This window comes from Streptomyces tritici (assembly GCF_048500665.1).
In the GTDB taxonomy this organism is placed as follows: domain Bacteria; phylum Actinomycetota; class Actinomycetes; order Streptomycetales; family Streptomycetaceae; genus Streptomyces; species Streptomyces tritici.
This window is the reverse complement of the sequence record NZ_CP183183.1, coordinates 7,120,804-7,137,949: the sequence shown is the minus strand read 5'-3', so window position 1 is coordinate 7,137,949 and position 17,146 is coordinate 7,120,804. Positions and strand designations below refer to the sequence as shown.

Genomic DNA, 17,146 nt, shown 5'->3' with positions numbered 1-17,146 from the left:
TGACAGGTCGGCGAGTGATGTGGGTCACTGGGGGCCGTCAGAGGCTGTCAAGGCCGTCTTCTCGCACGCGCTGGGCCAGGTCGATCTTGGTGTAGGCGGGCCTTCCGGCCAGCAGGTACTTGGACTTGGCGCGCTTGAGGTAGTCCTTGGCCGTGTGGGGTGAGACGCCGGCCCGGCGCGCCGCCGAGGCGAGGGTCATGCCGGAGGCGTAGTCGAGGAGGATCCGCAGTTCCATCGGGGAGAGGTGCGGAACCGCTCGGGCGGGCGTCTCCCCCGGCGACCGGCCGCCGTCGGTGATCCGGCCGAGCCACCAGGGCAGTGCGGAGGCCGTGAAGTCGTTGCTGTAGACCTCCGGCGGGCGGCCGCAGCGGTAGACGTCGTCCCTGATGCCGCCGTGCACGCGGAAGCCCAGGCCGCGCACCAGCGCCTGGTAGTCGGGGCTGGCGGTGGAGACGATCAGGCGCTCGCCGTCGACGGCCTGCCGCAGGACGTACCGCAGCAGTCGGGCCCGCACGGCAGGGGCCGGGCAATGGGCGGCGCCCAGGAACAGTCCGCCTCCGGCGAGGGTTCCGCTGTGCTGCTGCACCAGCGGCTCCATGCCGTCGACCGTCCGCTCCCCGATCGGGATGAGGCTGGCCAGGCCGATCGCGCGGCCGTCGCGGTCACGGGCGATGTGGAAGGCGGAGATGTCGTCGGCGGCCCAGCGCTCGGTGAGGCGGTCGCAGCGACGCGGGTCGAAGCCGCTGCGCAGGGCCCAACCGCGCATCAGCCGCCCGATGTCGCCGGCGTCGTCGTCGCGGGCGGTGCCGACGCGCACCGACGGCTCGGCCGCCGGGAACAGTTCGGTGCGCAGCAGGGGGTCGCCGCTGAGGAAGAGGCCCTGTTCGGCGAGGGCGGCGCGTTCCTCCCGGTCCTCGCGGTCCGCGCGGCCGCGCAGGCGGGTGCGCTCGCGGTTCCGGTCGAGGAGGGCGAGCCGGTAGCCGAGCGCCCGCGTGCGGACGGTTCTGTGCGCCTCCGGCTTCCGCCAGCGGTAGGCGAGTTCGAGGACCGTACGGTACGGCTCGACGATGCGCAGGCCGAGCGCGTCGCGGTCGACGATGCTCAGGGCGGCGAGCGAGGCGTACCGGTCCGGGCCGCCGGGCAGCAGCTGCTCGTCGCCGGACCACACGGTGGCCAGCAGGCGTAACGCGTGTTTGCCGCGTCGGCCCGGGAGTTCGCGGCCGAGCCGGTCGAGGATCTCCCCGGCGACGGCGTCGGCGACGGCCCCGGGAGACGACGCCGGGACGCCGGAGGCGAGGGCCCGGCGGACGGCGGCCGCGAGCAGCGGGATGCCGCCGGAGAACCTGGCGGTCACCGCGCGACCCTCGGGGTCGTCGAGGCCCTCCGTCTGGAGAGCCATCCGGCCGTCGCAGGCGGGTCTCACCGTCACGGCGACGGCGCCGGAGTCCGCCCAGCGGGCGTCCGCGAGGATCGGGCGGCGGCTCACGACCACCACGCTCCCACGGCCCTGCGCGGCGGCCCCGGCCTGCCACGCCCCGGGCCGCGCGGCAGCCAGCCCGGCATCCTGGAGCGCCGCCAGCACGGCGTCCCGCCGCAATGCGCCGTCGACGCTGTCGATCACGAGCGTGCGCCGCGGTACGGCCTCCGCCTCGTTCAGGTCCGCCCCATCCGTGCAGTCCGCCGGCTCCGTGCAGTCCGCCGGATCCGCGGAGTCCGCCGGCTCCATCAGCGACGTAAGCGACGTCAGCGCCTTCAGCGCCGGTCCCAGCGCGGCGAGTCCGTCCGGCCCGTCCACGTCCACTCGTGCCGCATCCGTGAGGCCCGAGGCGAGCCACGTCTTTCCGACTCCGAGCGGTCCGGTGAGATTCACCAGCCGATGGGTCTCGACCGCCGCGCGCAACGCGTTCAGGACCATGCCCCCCCCGTGAAGTCCCCACAAAGCACGCCTTGTCGGGTCGGGCCCCCTTGCCCGGCGCAGGACTGTACTCAGATCAGCACCTGCGGCACAGACCTGATACAGCCTCACTTTTCAGCCGTTTCTTCGAGGCTTCGAGCAGACGCCGCACCCGGACACAAGCCCCCCGAAAGGGGGACTTCGTCGGCTCCTCGCGAGCTGGTTGGCTGCGTGTCCTGCGACCGGGGGCTGCCTCCCCGGAAGGACCGGGATCCGTGAAGGAGTGACGGTGCTCGACTTCTGGCTGACCATGGCGGACAAGGAGTTCTACGTTCCGCTGGAGCGCGCGTCCCACGTGGGCGAGAGGTACGCACCGTCCGAGGTCCCCGACGGCTGGACCGGCAAGGCCGACGGCGTCTGGACGCACTGGCGGCCGGCGGAGCCGGTGATCGCCGAGCAGGGGTGGAAGGTCCATGTCTCCACCGTCCCGTCGCGGCTGCGCTTCACCCTCGACACGGTGGCCGGCATCTGCTTCGAGGAGGGGCTGGCCTTCAAGCACCTCTCCGCCCAGCTCTTCTTCGAGGCGTTCCACCACAAGCACGCCGCCCGCTCCCAGGCCGGCAAGTTCTGTGCGATCTACCCGCCCGACACCGAGACCGCCCGGCGGCTGATGGACCGGCTGTCCACGGAACTGAAGGACGAGGTCGGGCCGTACGTCCTCACCGACCGGCGCTACGGGGAGCGGGGCGTCGTGCACTACCGGTACGGGGCCTACCTCACGCGGACGTCCGTGCGGCTCGACGGCACCACCGTCCACCTGGTCCGCGACGGCCAGGGGCGGGACGTGCCCGACGTGCGCTCGGCCCAGTTCGTCCCGCCGCCCGGCATCGAGGACCCGTTCGCTCCGCCGGCCGAGCCGCACACGGGGCCGATCCTGCTGAACGACCGGTTCGAGGTCACCGGCGTCATCCGCCACAGCAACGGCGGAGGCACGTACCGGGCCACGGACACGGCCACCGGACGGACGGTCTTCGTGAAGGAGGCCCGCGCGCACAACGGGATCATCGGCAACGGCACCGACTCCCGCGACCGCCTCCGTCACGAGCACGCGATGCTGGAGCGCGTCCACGCGCAGGCTCCGGGGCTCTGCCCCGAGCCGATCGACTACTTCACCGAGTGGGAACACGACTTCCTGGTCACCGAGTTCGTGGAGGGCACGGGCTTCCTGCAGTGGGTCGCCACGCACACGGTGATGGGGCGGCTCGGCGTCGCACCGGAGCGGCACGCCGCGTACCTCGCCGACGTGCGGCGCATCCTCGCCGAGCTGCGCGCCGCCATCGACCGGCTGCACGGCATCGGCCTGCGGTTCGGGGATCTGAGCCACGGCAACGTCGTGGTCGGCGACGATCTGGGCGTCCGTCTGATCGACTTCGAGACGGCCAACCCGCTGACGGAGAAGCCGTCCCCGCTGGGCACTCCCGGCTACAAGCCGCCCCGCGCCCTCGCCGAGGCCGGCGTGGAGGACGACGAGTACGGGTACGCCGGACTGGCCCTGTGCGCGCTGTTCCCGCTGAGCCAGCCCCTGGAACGCGATCCGCGCGGCCGCGCCGAGCTGTACCGCAGGGACCTCGAACAGGGCGTCCCCATCCCCGAGGAGCTGTGGCGCACCGCGACCCGCTATCACGGGACGGCCGTCGTCGAGGCCGCTCCCCCGCCGTACGAACTGCCCACGGCGGCCGAACTGGACGAACGCCCCGAGGAGTCGCTCGCCCGCCTGCGCACGGGCATCGCCGCGGGCCTGCTGGCGATGGCCAGGCCGGACGGCCAGGACTGGGTGTTCCCGCCTTCGCCGCGGGGGTACGGGGTGAACACGCACTGCCTGGAGCACGGCACCGCCGGAGTCCTGCACGCGTTGCTCAGGTCCGGTGTCGAGGTCCCCGACGAGCTCGTCGCACGGTTCCGCGACGACGCGCTCGCGCACGCCGGGTCCCTGGCGCCCGGGCTGCAGAACGGCACCGCCGGCCTCGCCTGGGTGCTGGCCGAGCTGGGCCTGCACGCCGAGGCCGAGGAACTGCTCGACGCCTCGCTGCGGCACCCGCTCAGCCTCTCCTCGGCGCACCTCGGCCACGGAGCCGCCGGCATCGGGCTGGCCCATCTGGACCTGTACGCCAGGCTCGGCGGCGACCGGCGGCTGACCGTGGCCGCCAAGCTCGGCGACACGTTCATCGGCGAGAACCGGGAGCACGTCCTGTCGGACGCGGGCACACCCGGACTCGCGTCGGGTCTGTCGGGCACGGCCCTGTTCCTCCTGGCGCTCGGCGAGCGCACCGGCGAACGCCGGTATCTGCGGGGAGCGGTCGGTCTGATGCACGCCGAACTCGACCGGGGCGTCGAGGGCGGCGAGGACGGGCTGCTGTTCCGGGACGACAGCCGGACGCGGATCCTGCCGTACCTGTCGCTCGGCTCGGCCGGCGTGGCGACGGCGCTGACGCGGGTCGTCGCCGCCACCGGCGACGAACGCTGCGCCCTGGCGCTGCCCCGCGTCCTGACGATGTGCCGGCTCACCTGCGCGGCGGAGCCCGGCCTGTACACGGGCGTCGCCGGCTGGGCGTACACCCTGGCCGAGCACGCCCGGTGCGCGGGCGGGCCCGGGGAGCTGCGGACCGCCGTGCGCATCGCCACGGGCCTGGCCAAGTACGCCATCCGGCACCCCACGGGTCTGCGCGTCCTCGGCGGCGGCGAGGAACGCTTCCACGCCGACCTGGGAGGCGGCAGCGCCGGAGTGCTGCTGGCCCTCGCCCGGGTCCTGGACGGACCCGGTGTGCCCCTGCTCCCCTCCGAGCCGGAGCCGGAGCGCACCCCCTGAACTCCGGGGCCCGGCCGGCCGTACGAGCCGGTCGCGGACCCCGGCGGCGGCAGCACGCCACCCGGCGGGCGCCGTACCACCACCAGGAGCACCACACGAGAGGAAGGAAGCCACCATGAACGCGGTACTCGCGCTGCAGGCCCTGGAGTCGTCCGACGAGGTCTTCGAGGCTCCGGCCATCACCGGCCAGGGCAGCATGGTCAGCTACTACAGCTCCTGCTCCACCACCTGCGACCCGTGCTGATTCCGGGCTGACCGCGCGGGCTGCCGGGATCACCCCGGCAGCCCGCGCCGGGCCCGGACGGCCGAGGATCCACGACAGAGGCAACGGAGAAGGGAGCACCATGAACGCGGTACTCGCCCTGCAGGCGCTGGAGGAGACGGTCCGGCAGCGCCTCGACGAGACCCCCGGATACACCGGGGTCGGCAGCATGATCAGCGTCTTCAGCAGCTGCTCCAGCATCGTGTGCGCGGCTCAGTGATCCGGTCCTGTACGACTCGGGCGGCGCGCGGGTTCCCGGCGGAGGCCGGAACCGCGCGCCGCCCGCGGCATGAGGGGGAGGCATCCGCCCATGGTTGACACGGCACCGCGTCCGGCGGACCGCGGGGACTCGGCAGGACGGACGGGCTCGCCTGCGGTCCCGGGCCCCATGGCAGCCGCGGGGGCAACGGCGGCCCCGGGGGCACCTGCGGCCTCGGGCCGGCCGCCGCGCCGTCCGGCCGATTCCCGTGCCTCCGCCTCTCCCGCCGGGATCCCGACGCTCTCCCTCTCCGAAGCCCTGGCCGGGCTGCGCGCGTACGTCGCCCCCGAGCGCCGTCGTGTGCTCACGGCGAGCCTGCTGCTCCTGCTCGCGGGGGCGATCGGGCTGCTCCAGCCGCTCGTCGTCCAGCGGGTGTTGGGCGGCGCCGACCCGATGCGCGGGGCCGGCGTGTTCGTCGCGCTGCTGATGGGTCTGGTGATCCTGGGTGCGGGCGTGTCCGCGTACGGCAACTATCAGTTGACCGCTGCCGCCGAGGGCGCGGTGCTGACGGCGCGGCGGCGGCTGACGGGACACATCCTGCGGCTGCCCATGGCGGACTTCCGCCGCCGTACGCCCGGCGATCTGATGGCCCGGGTCACCGGCGACACGACCCTTCTGCGGCAGGTCGTGCTGCAGACGCTGGTGCAGGCGGCGACGTCGGTGGTGACCGCGATCGGCGCGCTCGTGCTGATGGCCTGTCTGGACCTCGTCCTGCTCGGGGCCAGCGTCCTGGCGATCCTGCTTCTGCTCGGCCTGGTCGGCCTGGTGATGCCCCGGATCCGCGACGCGTCGCTCGGGGCGCAGAACGCCATCGGCGAGATGGGCAGTGTCCTGGACCGGGCCTTGTCGGCGTTCACCACGGTCAAGGCCTGCGGCACCGAGCAGTTCGAGGCGGAGCGCGTGGGCGCCGCGGCCGAAGACGCCTACCGGCACGGCGTGAACCGGGCTCGGTGGGACTCCGTCGCCACCGCCACCGCGGCGCTCGCCGTGCACCTCGTGTTCCTCGTCGTGCTGGGCGTCGGCGGGCTGAGGGTCGCCGACGGGACGATCTCCGTGGCCACGCTGGTCGCGTTCCTGCTGTACGTGCTGTTCCTGGCCCAGCCCGTGATGGCGCTGGTGGCCGTCGGGGCGTCATTCCAGACCGGGCGGGCCGCGATGCAGCGCATCGGCGACGTCCTGCGGCTGCCGATCGAGCCGCCCCGCGCGACGGACGCGTCACGTGAGATGCCCGCCGCGGGCCCGGCGGCGGTGGATACGGAGGAACTCCGCTTCGACCGGGTCTCCTTCACCTATCCCGGCGCTCCCGCACCGGCCCTGCGGTCTTTCACGCTCACGGTCCCCGCCGTCGGCCTCACGGCCCTGGTGGGGACGTCCGGTGCGGGCAAGAGCACCGCCCTCGGCCTCATCGAGCGCTTCCACGACCCGGACGCCGGCGCGATCCGCCTCGACGGCGTCGATCTGCGCTGCTGGGACCTGCACGAGCTGCGCGCCGCGATCGGCTACGTCGAGCAGGACGCCCCCGTCATGGCCGGCTCGCTGCGCGAGAACCTGGTCTACGCGGCCGAGGGCGACGTGACGGACGCCGAGCTGCGCCGGGCCCTTGAGGCCACCCGCCTCCAGCCGCTGTTGCACCGCCTCGGCGACGACCTCGACGCGCCGATCCAGTACCGGGGCGTCTCCCTGTCCGGAGGCGAACGCCAGCGCGTCGCGATCGCCCGCGCCCTGCTGCGCCGGCCACGCCTCCTGCTGCTCGACGAGGCGACCTCGCAGCTCGACGCCGTCAACGAAGCGGCTCTGCGGGACGTGATCCACGAGCTCTCGGGCCGTACAGCGGTGCTGGCGGTTGCTCACCGGCTGTCCACCGTCCGGCGCGCCGACCGCATCGCCGTCGTGCACGCGGGCACGGTCCAGGCGATCGGCACCCATGAGGAGCTGCTGCGCGGCGATCCGTTGTACGCCCGCCTCGCGGCCCATCAGTTGCTGCCGGACGAGGGGGGCTCCGCCCGCCGCGGCTGACGGGGGCGCGGGTGCGGAATGGGAACATTCGGTCGGCCGCTTCCCCAGCGGGGGCCGCCGGCGCCGCTGACCTGCGCGGAGCCCGCCGACGGGGGCGGGAGTCCCACTCGGGTGGCCGACAGGGGAGCCTGCGCGAGGGGGCGGCGCGGAAAGTATCATCAAGTGATGTCTGACATGACTGAGACCACGCCCGGGTGGCTGACCACCGACGAGCTGGACGCGGCACGGGCCCGGATGCCGATCCTGTACGTCGAGGCCGTGCCCGTGCGGGTGGACGAGAGCGGCGAAGTCAGTAGTATCGGCCTGCTCCTGAGGATCGGCGCGGACGGGGCGATCAGCCGCACGCTGGTGTCCGGTCGGGTGATGCACCACGAGCGGGTGCGTGACGCGCTGCTGCGTCACCTGGAGAAGGACCTCGGGCCCGTCGCCCTCCCCCGGGTGCCGGCGTCGCTGCAGCCGTTCACCGTCGCCGAGTACTTCCCTACGGCGGGGATCACCCCGTTCCACGATCCGCGCCAGCATGCCGTCTCGCTCGCGTACATCGTGCCGGTGACCGGGGACTGCCGGCCTCGGCAGGATGCCCTGGACCTGGTCTGGTTCAGTCCGCAGGAGGCGGCCTCGCCCGCCGTGCAGAGCGAGATGCCGGGCGGTCAGGGCGTCCTGCTGAAGCAGGCGCTCGCCCACGTGGGTCTCACGTACTGACGCACCGTGCCCTTTCCGCCCGCCTCGGCACCTGACGGCTCCGTACCGCGGGTGCCGGGTCAGCGTCGGTCGTGCGGACGAGGCGTGAGCCAGCCGGGGTCGGCCCACGTGACGTCGGCGGGGAGGCGTGTCGCGTAGGCGGGGTCGGCCTCGGTGCGCAGGCGGACGCTCTCGTGGACGTGCGCAGCGGCGGGCACGCGGCGGCGCCGGTAGGTGAGGAGGGCCCATACGCGGCCCATGCGGTGGACGGTGCCGTGCGCGTGGTCGGGGGTGAGCGCGAGGTGTTTGACGTACGCGCCGGGTTTCAGGAGGAGGCCGGACTCCAAGGCGCCGTCGACCATCCACTTGAGCGCGACGGCGGGGAGCCGGGGGTCGTCCTCGAAGGTGCCGCCCACGTCGGAGTGGACTCCGGCGAACCAGACCTCCTCGATGACCGGGCCGCGGCCGGGGGCCTCGGGCGGCAGGACGAGGTACTCCTCGTACGGGCGGCGTTTCTCGTCGATCGACACGGCGTGGCGGACGCGCGCCACGTTGGGGATGCGGCGGGTGTAGAGCCAGCGCAGGTTCCAGCGCAGGACGCCGGCGGCCTTGACCGAGTCCCAGATGCCCATGAACGCCACGGGGATTCCGGTGCGTTCGTCGACCTTGCGGCTGAACGCGTCGGCGAACTGGTGGAGTTGCTTCCAGTCGTCGTCCGTCCAGGTGTGGTTCTTGGCGTAGACGGCGACGGCGTAGGGGACGAGGTTCTCGGAGCCGGGGCGGAGCAGACCGACCGATTTCAGCAGTCCGGCGAGGGCCCTGGCGGTGTACGCGCCGCGGCTGAAGCCGAAGAGGTGGATCCGGTCGCCGGGCTCGTAGTGCTGCATCAGGTACGTGTACGCCTCGGCGAGGTTCTGCTTGAGGCCGGAGCCGAAGGCGAGGCCGAGGAGCCGGGAGAGCTTGCGGGAGGGGGCGGTCCACGCGCCCGCCGCGGAGAAGGTGCCGACGCCGGGGTCGTAATAGGCGATCTGCGCGGCGGGGTCGTGGAGGTCGAGCATCTCGTAGAGCTTGACGACGTTCGTGTTGCCGCTGGCCTTGAGCTGATTGCCCGTCCCGTCCAGGCAGACCACGATGTTCTTCCCCATCACCGCCTCCGGGGGATCGCGGACTCCGGGGGCGCTGAGTGCGCTCCCAGGGGGCACATAGTGCGGTCATTCCTATAATAGAAGTGAAGCATTCTCCTGGCCTGCCCGTACCGTCACGCGGAGGTCCGGTTCCATGGCCCGCTTCATCGTGCACCTGGACGAGCACGCGGGGCCGTCCTCCACACACGCCCTCGTCATCGGTGTGGGCGCGTACGCGCACCTGGCCGGCGGGGCGGATCCCACGAACCACCCCGGTGCCACCGGAATGCGCCAGCTGTCCTCCCCGCCGCTCTCCGCGCGGGCCTTCGCCCGCTGGATGATCGAGCAGTACCACGACGAGCAACGGCCGTTGGGCAGTGTCGCGCTGCTGCTGAGCGAGGCGGACCCGACCCCGTTCGTCCATCCCGGCTCCGGTGCGCAGCACGAGGTGGAGGCCGCGACCATCGACAACATCGTCGCCGCCGTCACCGAGTGGAAGGACCGCGGGGACCACGACCAGGCGCGGCTGGTGTTCTACTTCTGCGGGCACGGCGTCTCGCTGGGCTTCGACACCTCCCTCCTCGCCGCGGACATGTTCGCCGACCGGAACAGTCCGCTGAACGGCGCGCTGCACTTCGAGGCGCTGGCGCGCGGGCTCAACAGCTGCCGCGCCGGGCAGCAGGTGTTCTTCGTGGACGCCTGCCGGGCCGGCTCCGACGCGCTCGTCCGGCTGGTGGGCCGGGACACCCTCGGGAGGGTGCCGGTCGCCGGGAACCTGCGGCCCGACGGGTTCGTGGCGCGGGAACACGCCGTCTACTTCGCGACCCTGCACGGCGAGGAGTCCTTCGCCCGCGCAGGCAGCGTCAGCTTGTTCACCGACGCCCTGCTGCGCAGCTTCGACGGCGCGGGCAGCGAGAACACGGAGGGCCGCGTGTGGCGGGTGACGACCGGCACCCTCATGCACGCGATCAGCCGCTTCATGCGCGAGCCGCCGTTCGCGGGCGTGCTCGCCGGGGGCGCGGTGCCGGTGAGTCCGGAGTCGTTCGACTTCGACTTCCACCAGTTGCGGGGCGAGCCGGTCGTCCCGGTGTACATCGGCTGCCGGCCGCGGGAGGACAACGCGTTCGCGGAGTTCGTGTGCCGGCGTGCCGGGCAGCCGGAGGCCGGTGCCGCGGGCGACGGGCAGGCCGAGCACCGGCGTCCGCCGCTTCCGCCCGGGCCCGGCGACGAGCCCGACCTGCAGGAATGGGCGCTGTTCCTGCCCTTCGGGCGTTACGAGGTCGAGGCCGTCCTCGGCCCGGAGGACGTCCGCCGGCAGGAGCTCGATGCCCGTCCGCCCCTGTTCCGCGTGGGATTGGCACGGCCATGAGCAGCACCGCACTCGCCGTACGGCTCTTCCTCTCCTCCGCCGGGGAGAGCAACGACGCCGTGATCGTCGGCGACATCCGCTCGGCCGACCTCACCGGCGACACCCGGCGCAGCATCCTGATCCCCTGCGGCACGGACCCGCGGCCCACGTCGTACGAGGTGGCCCCGGGGCGCTACGTCGTCTCGGCCACGCTGCCGTCGGGGCTGGTGCTGACGGAGGACGCGGTGGCGGAGGCGGGCCGGGAGACGGTCGTGGACTTCGTCATGACGGACTCGCCGTACGAGACGCACTCCTGGCAGTACCTCATGGGCAACATCGAGCCGGAGAGCGTGTACCGGAGCGCCGCGTCGGTGCCGCTCGCCGAGTCCGTGGCCTCCCGCTCCATGGTCGCGCCCGTGGCCGGGCCGGACGGCGCGCTGCCCGAGACGCCGTTCCCGGACACCACCCCGCTCGCCACCTGGATCGGCGACGCCCCGCCGCCGCACCGGTCCTTCGCCTCGATGCTGGCGCTGGACAACGACGCCGTCGCGCTGGGCCGGTTCGTCGCGGCGGGGCAGCCGCGGGTGCTGGCGGCGCCGGACGTGGCCGGGGAGTCGGTGACGCCGCTGTACCGGTTCGGCCCGGACGGGCCCGTCGGGGCTCCGGGGCCGCCGCCCGGGCAGCGCCAGTTCCTGGTCGTGGAGGCCGGCGAGGCCGCCCGTCTGGTGACGCTGCCGCTGCCGTGGGGCCCGTACGAGGTCGAGGTGCTGGTGAACCTGCGGCAGAGCCCCACTGGCAGCGCCGTCGCCGTGACCGTCCGCGACCCGGTGTGCGGCGCGGGGCTGGCGTACATGGCGCAGGGCGCGCTGGACACCGCGGCGCGGCTGTTCACGGACGTCGAGGGGATGCTGTACTCCAAGGCCCAGAACCCGCTCGCGGCGGCGGCCGGGGCGTACGTCCTCATCGGCACCGATCATTCCGGGGCGCAGACGTACTGGGATCCGTGGCTGGAGCGGCTCGCCGACGGGTTCCCGTGGCTTGCGGACGGGGCGATCCTGCGGGCGGTGCGGCTGCTGCGGAGGGTGTCGGGCGGCGGGCGGCAGGGGGCATCGGCCTCCCCGGCCGCGGCCCGGGAGCGGGGGCGGGAGCTCGCGCGGGCGGCGCTGATCGAGGCGTTCGACCGCGGCGTCCCGTACTACACGCTCGGGCTCGCCTGGCTCGTCGAGGGACTGTCCGCGTTCCCCGACGATCCCGAGTGCGCGCGCCGGCTCGACGAGGTGCGCCGGCTGTCCTGGCTGGCCGACATGCGTGAGCCGTTCCTGATCCTCGACCTGCGGCAAAGGAGTGCGTGATGCTCCGGCTCACGATGCTGCCCGCGGAGGACGGCGACTGCCTCCTCCTCGAATACGGCAACGACGACTTCACCCGGCGCGTCCTGGTCGACGGCGGCCGGCGCGGTACCTACCGGCGGATCCGGCCGCTGCTCGCAGGTCTGGACGGGCCGATCGACGTGCTGGTGGTGACCCATGTCGACCAGGACCACATCCTCGGTGTCCTGGCGCTGCTAAACGACCCGGAGCGGCCGGTGGACATCGGGGACGTCTGGTTCAACGGGTTCGACCATCTGCACGACCGGGAGATCTTCGGCGCGGTGGACGGGGAGCTGCTCACCACGGCCTTGATGACGCAGGGCATCCCCTGGAACCAGGCGTTCGACGGGCGCAGCGTCGAGTTCGGGCATCCGCCGAGCTGGTTCGACGACGGCTCGACGATGGAGGTGCTGGCGCCGGACCGCCGCCTGCTGGAGTCCCTGATCGGGCAGTGGCGGACGAAGTGCGAGCAGGCCGGCCTGATCCCGGGCGTGGACCCGCTGGAGCGGGAGGCCGTGCCCGGGATCGAGCGCTTCGGCGCGATCGACGTCGACGCGCTGGCCGCGGCACCGTTCAAGAGGGACGGCTCCCCCACGAACCCGACCAGCATCGGGCTGCTCTTCGAGTTCGAGGGCACCCGGATCGTCCTGACCGGCGACGCGGACGACCCTCGTCTCGTCGCCTCCCTCCGGCCGCGCGCCGAGGCCGAGGGCGGGCGGCTGCGCGTCGACGCGCTGAAGGTCGCCCACCACGGCAGCGCCAAGAACCTCTCGAACGACCTCCTCGGCCTGCTCGACTGCGGCAGATATCTGATCTCCACCAACGGCAGGGTGCACGGCCATCCGGACGACATCGCCATGGCGCGGATCCTCAAGAACGGCGGCGAGTCGAAGGAACTGGTCTTCAACTACCGCGACCGGGCCGCGGCCTGGGACGTGGCCGACCTGCGGGAGCGGTTCGGCTACCGCGTCTCGGCGCCCGAGGCGGACGCCGAGGACGGGTTCGTCACCGTGGAGTTCTGACCCCGGTGCGGTGCCGGGGCCGGTTGGGGCCGGTTGGGGTCCGTCGGGTCCGTCGGGGTCAGGACACGACGGGCTCGGCCTCCACTTCGGTCAGTTTGACGGTGCACAGCCCGCCGCGCTCGGCCGTCACGTCCGTCACCTCGAGCTGGGTGCCGGGCGCGAGGATGTATTCCTCCTCCCCGGTGAAGGCGGAGAAGCTGCGGATGCCGACGGCCTTGGCCGGGGTGACCTCGAAGAGGGTCCGCCGGCCCCGGCTGCCCAGGAACGCGCGGGCCACGCTCAGTTCGGACGTGCACGAGGACACGCCCCACCAGGTGACCGTCCGGCCGACCGGGTACTGCTTGCGCAGGTCCAGGGAGACTCCGCGCCACAGCGGCCGGGTGTGGGCGGGCAGGCCCGAGACGGCGGAGAACAGCAGCCGGAGGTACGGGAGGTAGGGCACGACCTTGCTGCGGTCCGGGGAGCGCAGGACGGCGTTGATGTCGCGGTAGAAGCCGGATTCGCAGGTGTAGAGGTAGAGCGCGGCGATCGCGTCGGCGGAGAGTCCGACGGCCGACTCGTCGGCCCGTCGCTTGCCGAACTCGCGGGACCGGTCGATGTGCCGGCCGAGCCCGTTCAGTACCTCGGTGACGGGGGCGACGGCGTCCTCGAAGCCCATCAGCGGCGTGTCGAACACGCCGGTGATCGCGGGCAGGACGTGGCCCTCGTCCTTGACGCTGGTCAGCCGCTCCAGGTACAGCTGGTGCAGTTCCATGGTGGAGGCGATGAAGGCGCCCATGCGTGCGGCGACGTCGCCGTCCCCACCGCCGGTTCCGGTGCCGTCGGCGCCGGCCGGGGCGTCGTTCCAGCCCTTGCTGGGGAGCCAGTCGACCGGGTCGGCGCCGAGCGAGGCGAGGGCGTCGTTCACCGTGGCGAAGTGGTCGCCCTCGCAGAAGACGTCTCCCTGGGCGGCCGGGTTGACGTGGTCGAGGTGCCGGACCTCGACGCCCGGGTACTTCTTCTCGAGCCGCTGGACGATCTTCTTGAGGCTGCGCGCGTGCGCGCCCCACCAGGCGAAGACGACCCCGCGGTCCTCCTCGTCGGCGTCCTGCTTGGCCTTGAGGATCTCCTCGACGATCCGTTCGGCGACGGGCCGCCAGAACTGGGTGTGCCGGTCGGTGCCCATCGCGCCGTCGCCGCTGGCGGTGAGCGAGGCGTTCAGGAGCAGCACGCCCTGGGTCAGCATCGCCTGGAACCACTCCGGCGGCTGGACCGTCTCGCGCTCCTTCAGCAGGGCGCGGACGTCGGCGATGGGCGTCTTCTTGACGATGCCGTACTTCCACATCGCCGCGGCCTTGATGATGCAGCGGATGCTGACGACCCTGCCGAACTGGCTGTCCTTCCAGTCGTTGAAGGTGTTGTCGAACATCGCGATGCCGGTGGCGCTCTCCGGCCGCGGGTAGGGGTTCTGGCCGAAGACGACGACCTTCCACTTGTGCGGCGGATGGGGCTTGAGCGCCTGGAAGGTCAGCTCCCGGACCGGGACGACCTCGGGGCTGCGGCCGGGTCCGATGAACTGGGCGGCGTCCGGCTGGTTCTCGATGACGGGCTTCAGGAGCGGGAGCCAGGGCTCGCCGCCGCCGTTGAAGAGCTCGGTGAGGGCGAGCGGGTCGTTCGCGTCGGGCTGCTGGGCCGGGGTGGTGGCGTCGCTCATGGGGGAAGGGCTCCCGGTGGTCGTGCTTGCGGGCTGGTCGTGGCCGGATCCCGGGGCTGCGGGCTGTCCGGCGGCGGAGGCGGGGGCGGAGGCTGAGGCCGGGGCAGGGTCAGCGACGAAAGGAATGCCCTTTCGGCGGCATGATGCGCACCCGCTTCTCGACCGGCTCGTGCTCGATCCCGGCGAGCTGGGAGACGATCGTCGTGCGCAGCTCGTCGTCGTCCTCGAACCAGTGGTCGTGGAACAGCGTGTAGCCGGTCCACATGAGGTTGGCGCACACCCGGGCCGGCACCCGGCCGGTCTGCGCGCCCAGGCCGACGAGCGCCACGGAGCGGATGCTGCCCGGCGCGCTCCGGTTCTGCCGGTGGACGGCCTGGAAGGCGGCGGCGCAGGCCAGGGCCACGTTGAGCGTGGCGCTCACGTTCTGCGAGGACTGCACCATCGTCGGCGTCGATATGACGAAACGGGGGACGGTCGCACCGGACGGGACGCAGACCGCGCTGCCCACGGGCAGGGTGCCGCCGAAGCGGTCGCGGATCGCCCGCTGCACGCGCAGCTGGATGCCCGCGCCGAGGTGCCGCTTGATGACGCCGTCGAGCCCGCCGTCCATCCGGCCCTTGGAATTCGTCGGGCTGACCCAGGCGTCGACGTCCTCGTCGAGGATCGAGCCCCGCCGGATCTCGATCCCCGGCGTGTCGGCGAACGCCGCCCGCCACGCCTCCACGACGCCCTCGTTGACATCGGTCAGCATCACCCGGAGCGCGCTCTGCGCACGGCCTTCGGTCATCGTCCACTCCTGTCGGGAAACGGCCCTTCCAACACCCCCGACGCTATCGGCCACCACTGACAACGCCGGTTCGGAGCAGGGACGATGACCGCCCGTCACCCGGTACAGCCCGGGCGTTGGCTACTCTTCCCGGGCGGCGGTGCCGATCACCTTGGTCGGAGTGATCCGCACGACCACCCGCACGGTCTCGGGCGGCAGTTCCAGATACTCCTGACCCGCGCCCCGGCCTTCGTAGCTCTCCGCGAGGGCGACGGCCAGGGCGCGGCCGACGTCCTCGGAAACGGCCCCGGATCTCGGCGTAGCGCAGCGGCTCGTGGCGGTCGTACACGAGGAGGCTGACCCAGGGGTCGGCCTCCATGTTCTTGATCTTGCGGCGTCCCGCCTGGCTGGAGACCAGCAGCTCGTCCCCGTCCCGGCTCACCCACACCACGGAGGTCTGCGGCGAACCGTCGGGCTGGCGGGTGGCGAGCACCGCCGGATTGACGTCGTCGAGGAGCGCACGGACCGGATCGTTGAGTCGTATCGTCACCGGGTGACGCTAGGGTCGGCGACCGGCCCCTGCCAAGCCGATTGTTGCGTCGGCGGCCGACAGGACGGTCAGGGGTGCCCTTGAACGTGCTGCCTAGACTTCCCGTATGCATCGTGATCACGCTCCCGCTCCGGATCTCGTCTCCGACCTGGCGCCCACCGGCGTCCTGCGCGCCTCCGTCAATCTCGGCAACCCCGTGCTCGCGCAGGGCACGCCGGAGGCGCCGTCGGGCGTCACCGTCGATCTGGCGCGCGAGTTCGGGGCGCGGCTCGGGGTGCCGGTGGAGCTGCTCTGCTTCGACGCGGCACGCAAGTCGTACGAGGCGATGGCGAGCGGGCGCGCCGATGTGTGCTTCCTCGCCGTCGACCCGGCGCGGGAGGCGGAGGTGGCGTTCACGGAGCCGTACGTCGTCATCGAGGGCGTGTACGCCGTGCCGCGCGACTCCGCGCTGCGGAGCCCGCAGGACGTCGACGCGCCCGGCGTGCGCGTCGGCGTGAAGGCGGGCTCCGCGTACGACCTGTTCCTCACCCGCACTCTGCGCCACGCGACGCTCGTGCGGGGCGAGGAAGGCGTCGACACGTTCGCCGCGCAGGGCCTGGAGGCGGGCGCGGGCATCCGGCAGCCGATGACCGCCTACGCCGCCGCGCATCCGGAGGTCCGCCTCATCGGCGAGCGTTTCATGCAGATCCGCCAGGCGGTCGGCACGCCCGTGAGCCGGTCTGCGGCGACCGTCGCCTTCCTGCGCTCGACGGTGGAGGAGCTGAAGGCGAACGGCTTCGTGGCCGCGTCCCTCCGTCGTTCGGGACAGGACGTGAGCCTGCTGGCTCCGCCGGCGGCCTCCTGAAGGCACCGGGCGCGACCGGTCAGGACGGCGCCGCGTAGCAGTGGACGGACACCCGTTGCGACGGGCTCCAGTCCTGCTCGACCATGGCCATGCGCCGCCAGCCGAGCCGTTCGTACGTGGGAGAGGCTGACGTGACCGGCGAGGCGGCCCGCGCGTTCGGCCACCCAGGCGTCCAGCCGGGAGGGCTGCGTCAGCCAGGCGTCGGGGTGCTCGGGCCAGTTCACGGGATAGCCGTCGCGGCGGTGGACCTCGGCGAGTGCGCGCACGCACGGCTCGACGTCGTCGTCGGTCCTCCGCCGGACGCGGAGGCCCGGGCTTTGCTCATGCACTCCTCGCTCGCTCACTCCGGGAGTGAGCCACGGCCGGCGGGCTCGCCGTCCGCGTCGTGCCGCTCGCACTGCTGCCGCCAGCGGCGCAGGCCGTCCACGATGTCCTCGTGGGAGTGGTACCA

General features: G+C 72.8%; 14 protein-coding genes. 9 read left to right on the top strand and 5 right to left on the bottom strand.

The annotated features are described in order from the left end of the window. Nucleotides 1–37: 37 nt before the first annotated feature. Nucleotides 38–1,915, bottom strand: coding sequence for a hypothetical protein (locus ACNJ93_RS33010; protein WP_418961148.1), 1,878 nt, complete (start codon nucleotides 1,913–1,915; stop codon nucleotides 38–40). A gap of 268 nt (nucleotides 1,916–2,183) precedes the next feature. Between ACNJ93_RS33010 and lanKC the strand changes: the two genes are divergently transcribed. The 5 genes from lanKC to ACNJ93_RS32985 all read left to right on the top strand — a co-directional run bounded on the left by lanKC (nucleotide 2,184) and on the right by ACNJ93_RS32985 (nucleotide 7,999). After that, nucleotides 2,184–4,760, top strand: a complete 2,577-nt coding sequence (lanKC, locus tag ACNJ93_RS33005; protein ID WP_418961147.1) for a class III lanthionine synthetase LanKC — start codon at nucleotides 2,184–2,186, stop codon at nucleotides 4,758–4,760. A gap of 115 nt (nucleotides 4,761–4,875) precedes the next feature. Continuing rightward, a complete protein-coding gene (locus ACNJ93_RS33000) occupies nucleotides 4,876–5,004 on the top strand; it encodes a class III lanthipeptide (RefSeq protein ID WP_418961146.1) in 129 nt (42 codons plus the stop codon). Nucleotides 5,005–5,104: 100 nt separating this feature from the next. Next, nucleotides 5,105–5,242, top strand: a complete 138-nt coding sequence (locus ACNJ93_RS32995; RefSeq protein ID WP_418961145.1) for a hypothetical protein — start codon at nucleotides 5,105–5,107, stop codon at nucleotides 5,240–5,242. 168 nt (nucleotides 5,243–5,410) lie between these two features. Next, a complete protein-coding gene (locus ACNJ93_RS32990) occupies nucleotides 5,411–7,297 on the top strand; it encodes an ABC transporter ATP-binding protein (RefSeq protein WP_418961144.1) in 1,887 nt (628 codons plus the stop codon). Between the two features lie 174 nt (nucleotides 7,298–7,471). After that, complete coding sequence (locus ACNJ93_RS32985) at nucleotides 7,472–7,999, top strand: NUDIX hydrolase family protein (RefSeq protein ID WP_418961608.1); 528 nt, start codon at nucleotides 7,472–7,474, stop codon at nucleotides 7,997–7,999. Between the two features lie 59 nt (nucleotides 8,000–8,058). Here ACNJ93_RS32985 and ACNJ93_RS32980 read toward each other — a convergent pair whose 3' ends face one another. Further along, nucleotides 8,059–9,123 carry a DUF2235 domain-containing protein gene (locus ACNJ93_RS32980; RefSeq protein ID WP_418961143.1) on the bottom strand — a complete coding sequence of 355 codons (1,065 nt, stop codon included), beginning with the start codon at nucleotides 9,121–9,123 and terminating at the stop codon, nucleotides 8,059–8,061. Nucleotides 9,124–9,256: 133 nt separating this feature from the next. Here ACNJ93_RS32980 and ACNJ93_RS32975 point away from each other — a divergent pair, with 133 nt between their 5' ends. Genes ACNJ93_RS32975 through ACNJ93_RS32965 form a run of 3 tightly spaced genes read left to right on the top strand, consistent with a single transcriptional unit; the run spans nucleotide 9,257 to nucleotide 12,842 of the window. Then, nucleotides 9,257–10,471 carry a caspase family protein gene (locus ACNJ93_RS32975; protein ID WP_418961142.1) on the top strand — a complete coding sequence of 405 codons (1,215 nt, stop codon included), beginning with the start codon at nucleotides 9,257–9,259 and terminating at the stop codon, nucleotides 10,469–10,471. After that, complete coding sequence (locus ACNJ93_RS32970; protein ID WP_418961141.1) at nucleotides 10,468–11,802, top strand: hypothetical protein; 1,335 nt, start codon at nucleotides 10,468–10,470, stop codon at nucleotides 11,800–11,802. The genes ACNJ93_RS32975 and ACNJ93_RS32970 overlap by 4 nt, the downstream gene beginning before the upstream one ends. Next, complete coding sequence (locus ACNJ93_RS32965; protein ID WP_418961140.1) at nucleotides 11,802–12,842, top strand: ComEC/Rec2 family competence protein; 1,041 nt, start codon at nucleotides 11,802–11,804, stop codon at nucleotides 12,840–12,842. The genes ACNJ93_RS32970 and ACNJ93_RS32965 overlap by 1 nt, the downstream gene beginning before the upstream one ends. A gap of 58 nt (nucleotides 12,843–12,900) precedes the next feature. On the opposite strand, the gene ACNJ93_RS32960 is transcribed toward ACNJ93_RS32965, so the two are convergent. From ACNJ93_RS32960 to ACNJ93_RS32950, 3 genes are all read right to left on the bottom strand, one after another. Continuing rightward, nucleotides 12,901–14,535, bottom strand: coding sequence for an ADP-ribosyltransferase domain-containing protein (locus ACNJ93_RS32960; RefSeq protein ID WP_418961139.1), 1,635 nt, complete (start codon nucleotides 14,533–14,535; stop codon nucleotides 12,901–12,903). Nucleotides 14,536–14,644: 109 nt separating this feature from the next. Further along, nucleotides 14,645–15,322, bottom strand: coding sequence for a macro domain-containing protein (locus ACNJ93_RS32955; RefSeq protein ID WP_418961138.1), 678 nt, complete (start codon nucleotides 15,320–15,322; stop codon nucleotides 14,645–14,647). A gap of 43 nt (nucleotides 15,323–15,365) precedes the next feature. After that, on the bottom strand, nucleotides 15,366–15,794 hold the full coding sequence (locus ACNJ93_RS32950; RefSeq protein WP_418961607.1) for a pyridoxamine 5'-phosphate oxidase family protein: 429 nt from the start codon (nucleotides 15,792–15,794) through the stop codon (nucleotides 15,366–15,368). Between the two features lie 163 nt (nucleotides 15,795–15,957). Here ACNJ93_RS32950 and ACNJ93_RS32945 point away from each other — a divergent pair, with 163 nt between their 5' ends. Further along, nucleotides 15,958–16,695 (top strand): transporter substrate-binding domain-containing protein, encoded by a 738-nt coding sequence (locus ACNJ93_RS32945; RefSeq protein WP_418961137.1) that lies wholly within the window; start codon nucleotides 15,958–15,960, stop codon nucleotides 16,693–16,695. Nucleotides 16,696–17,146 lie beyond the last annotated feature (451 nt).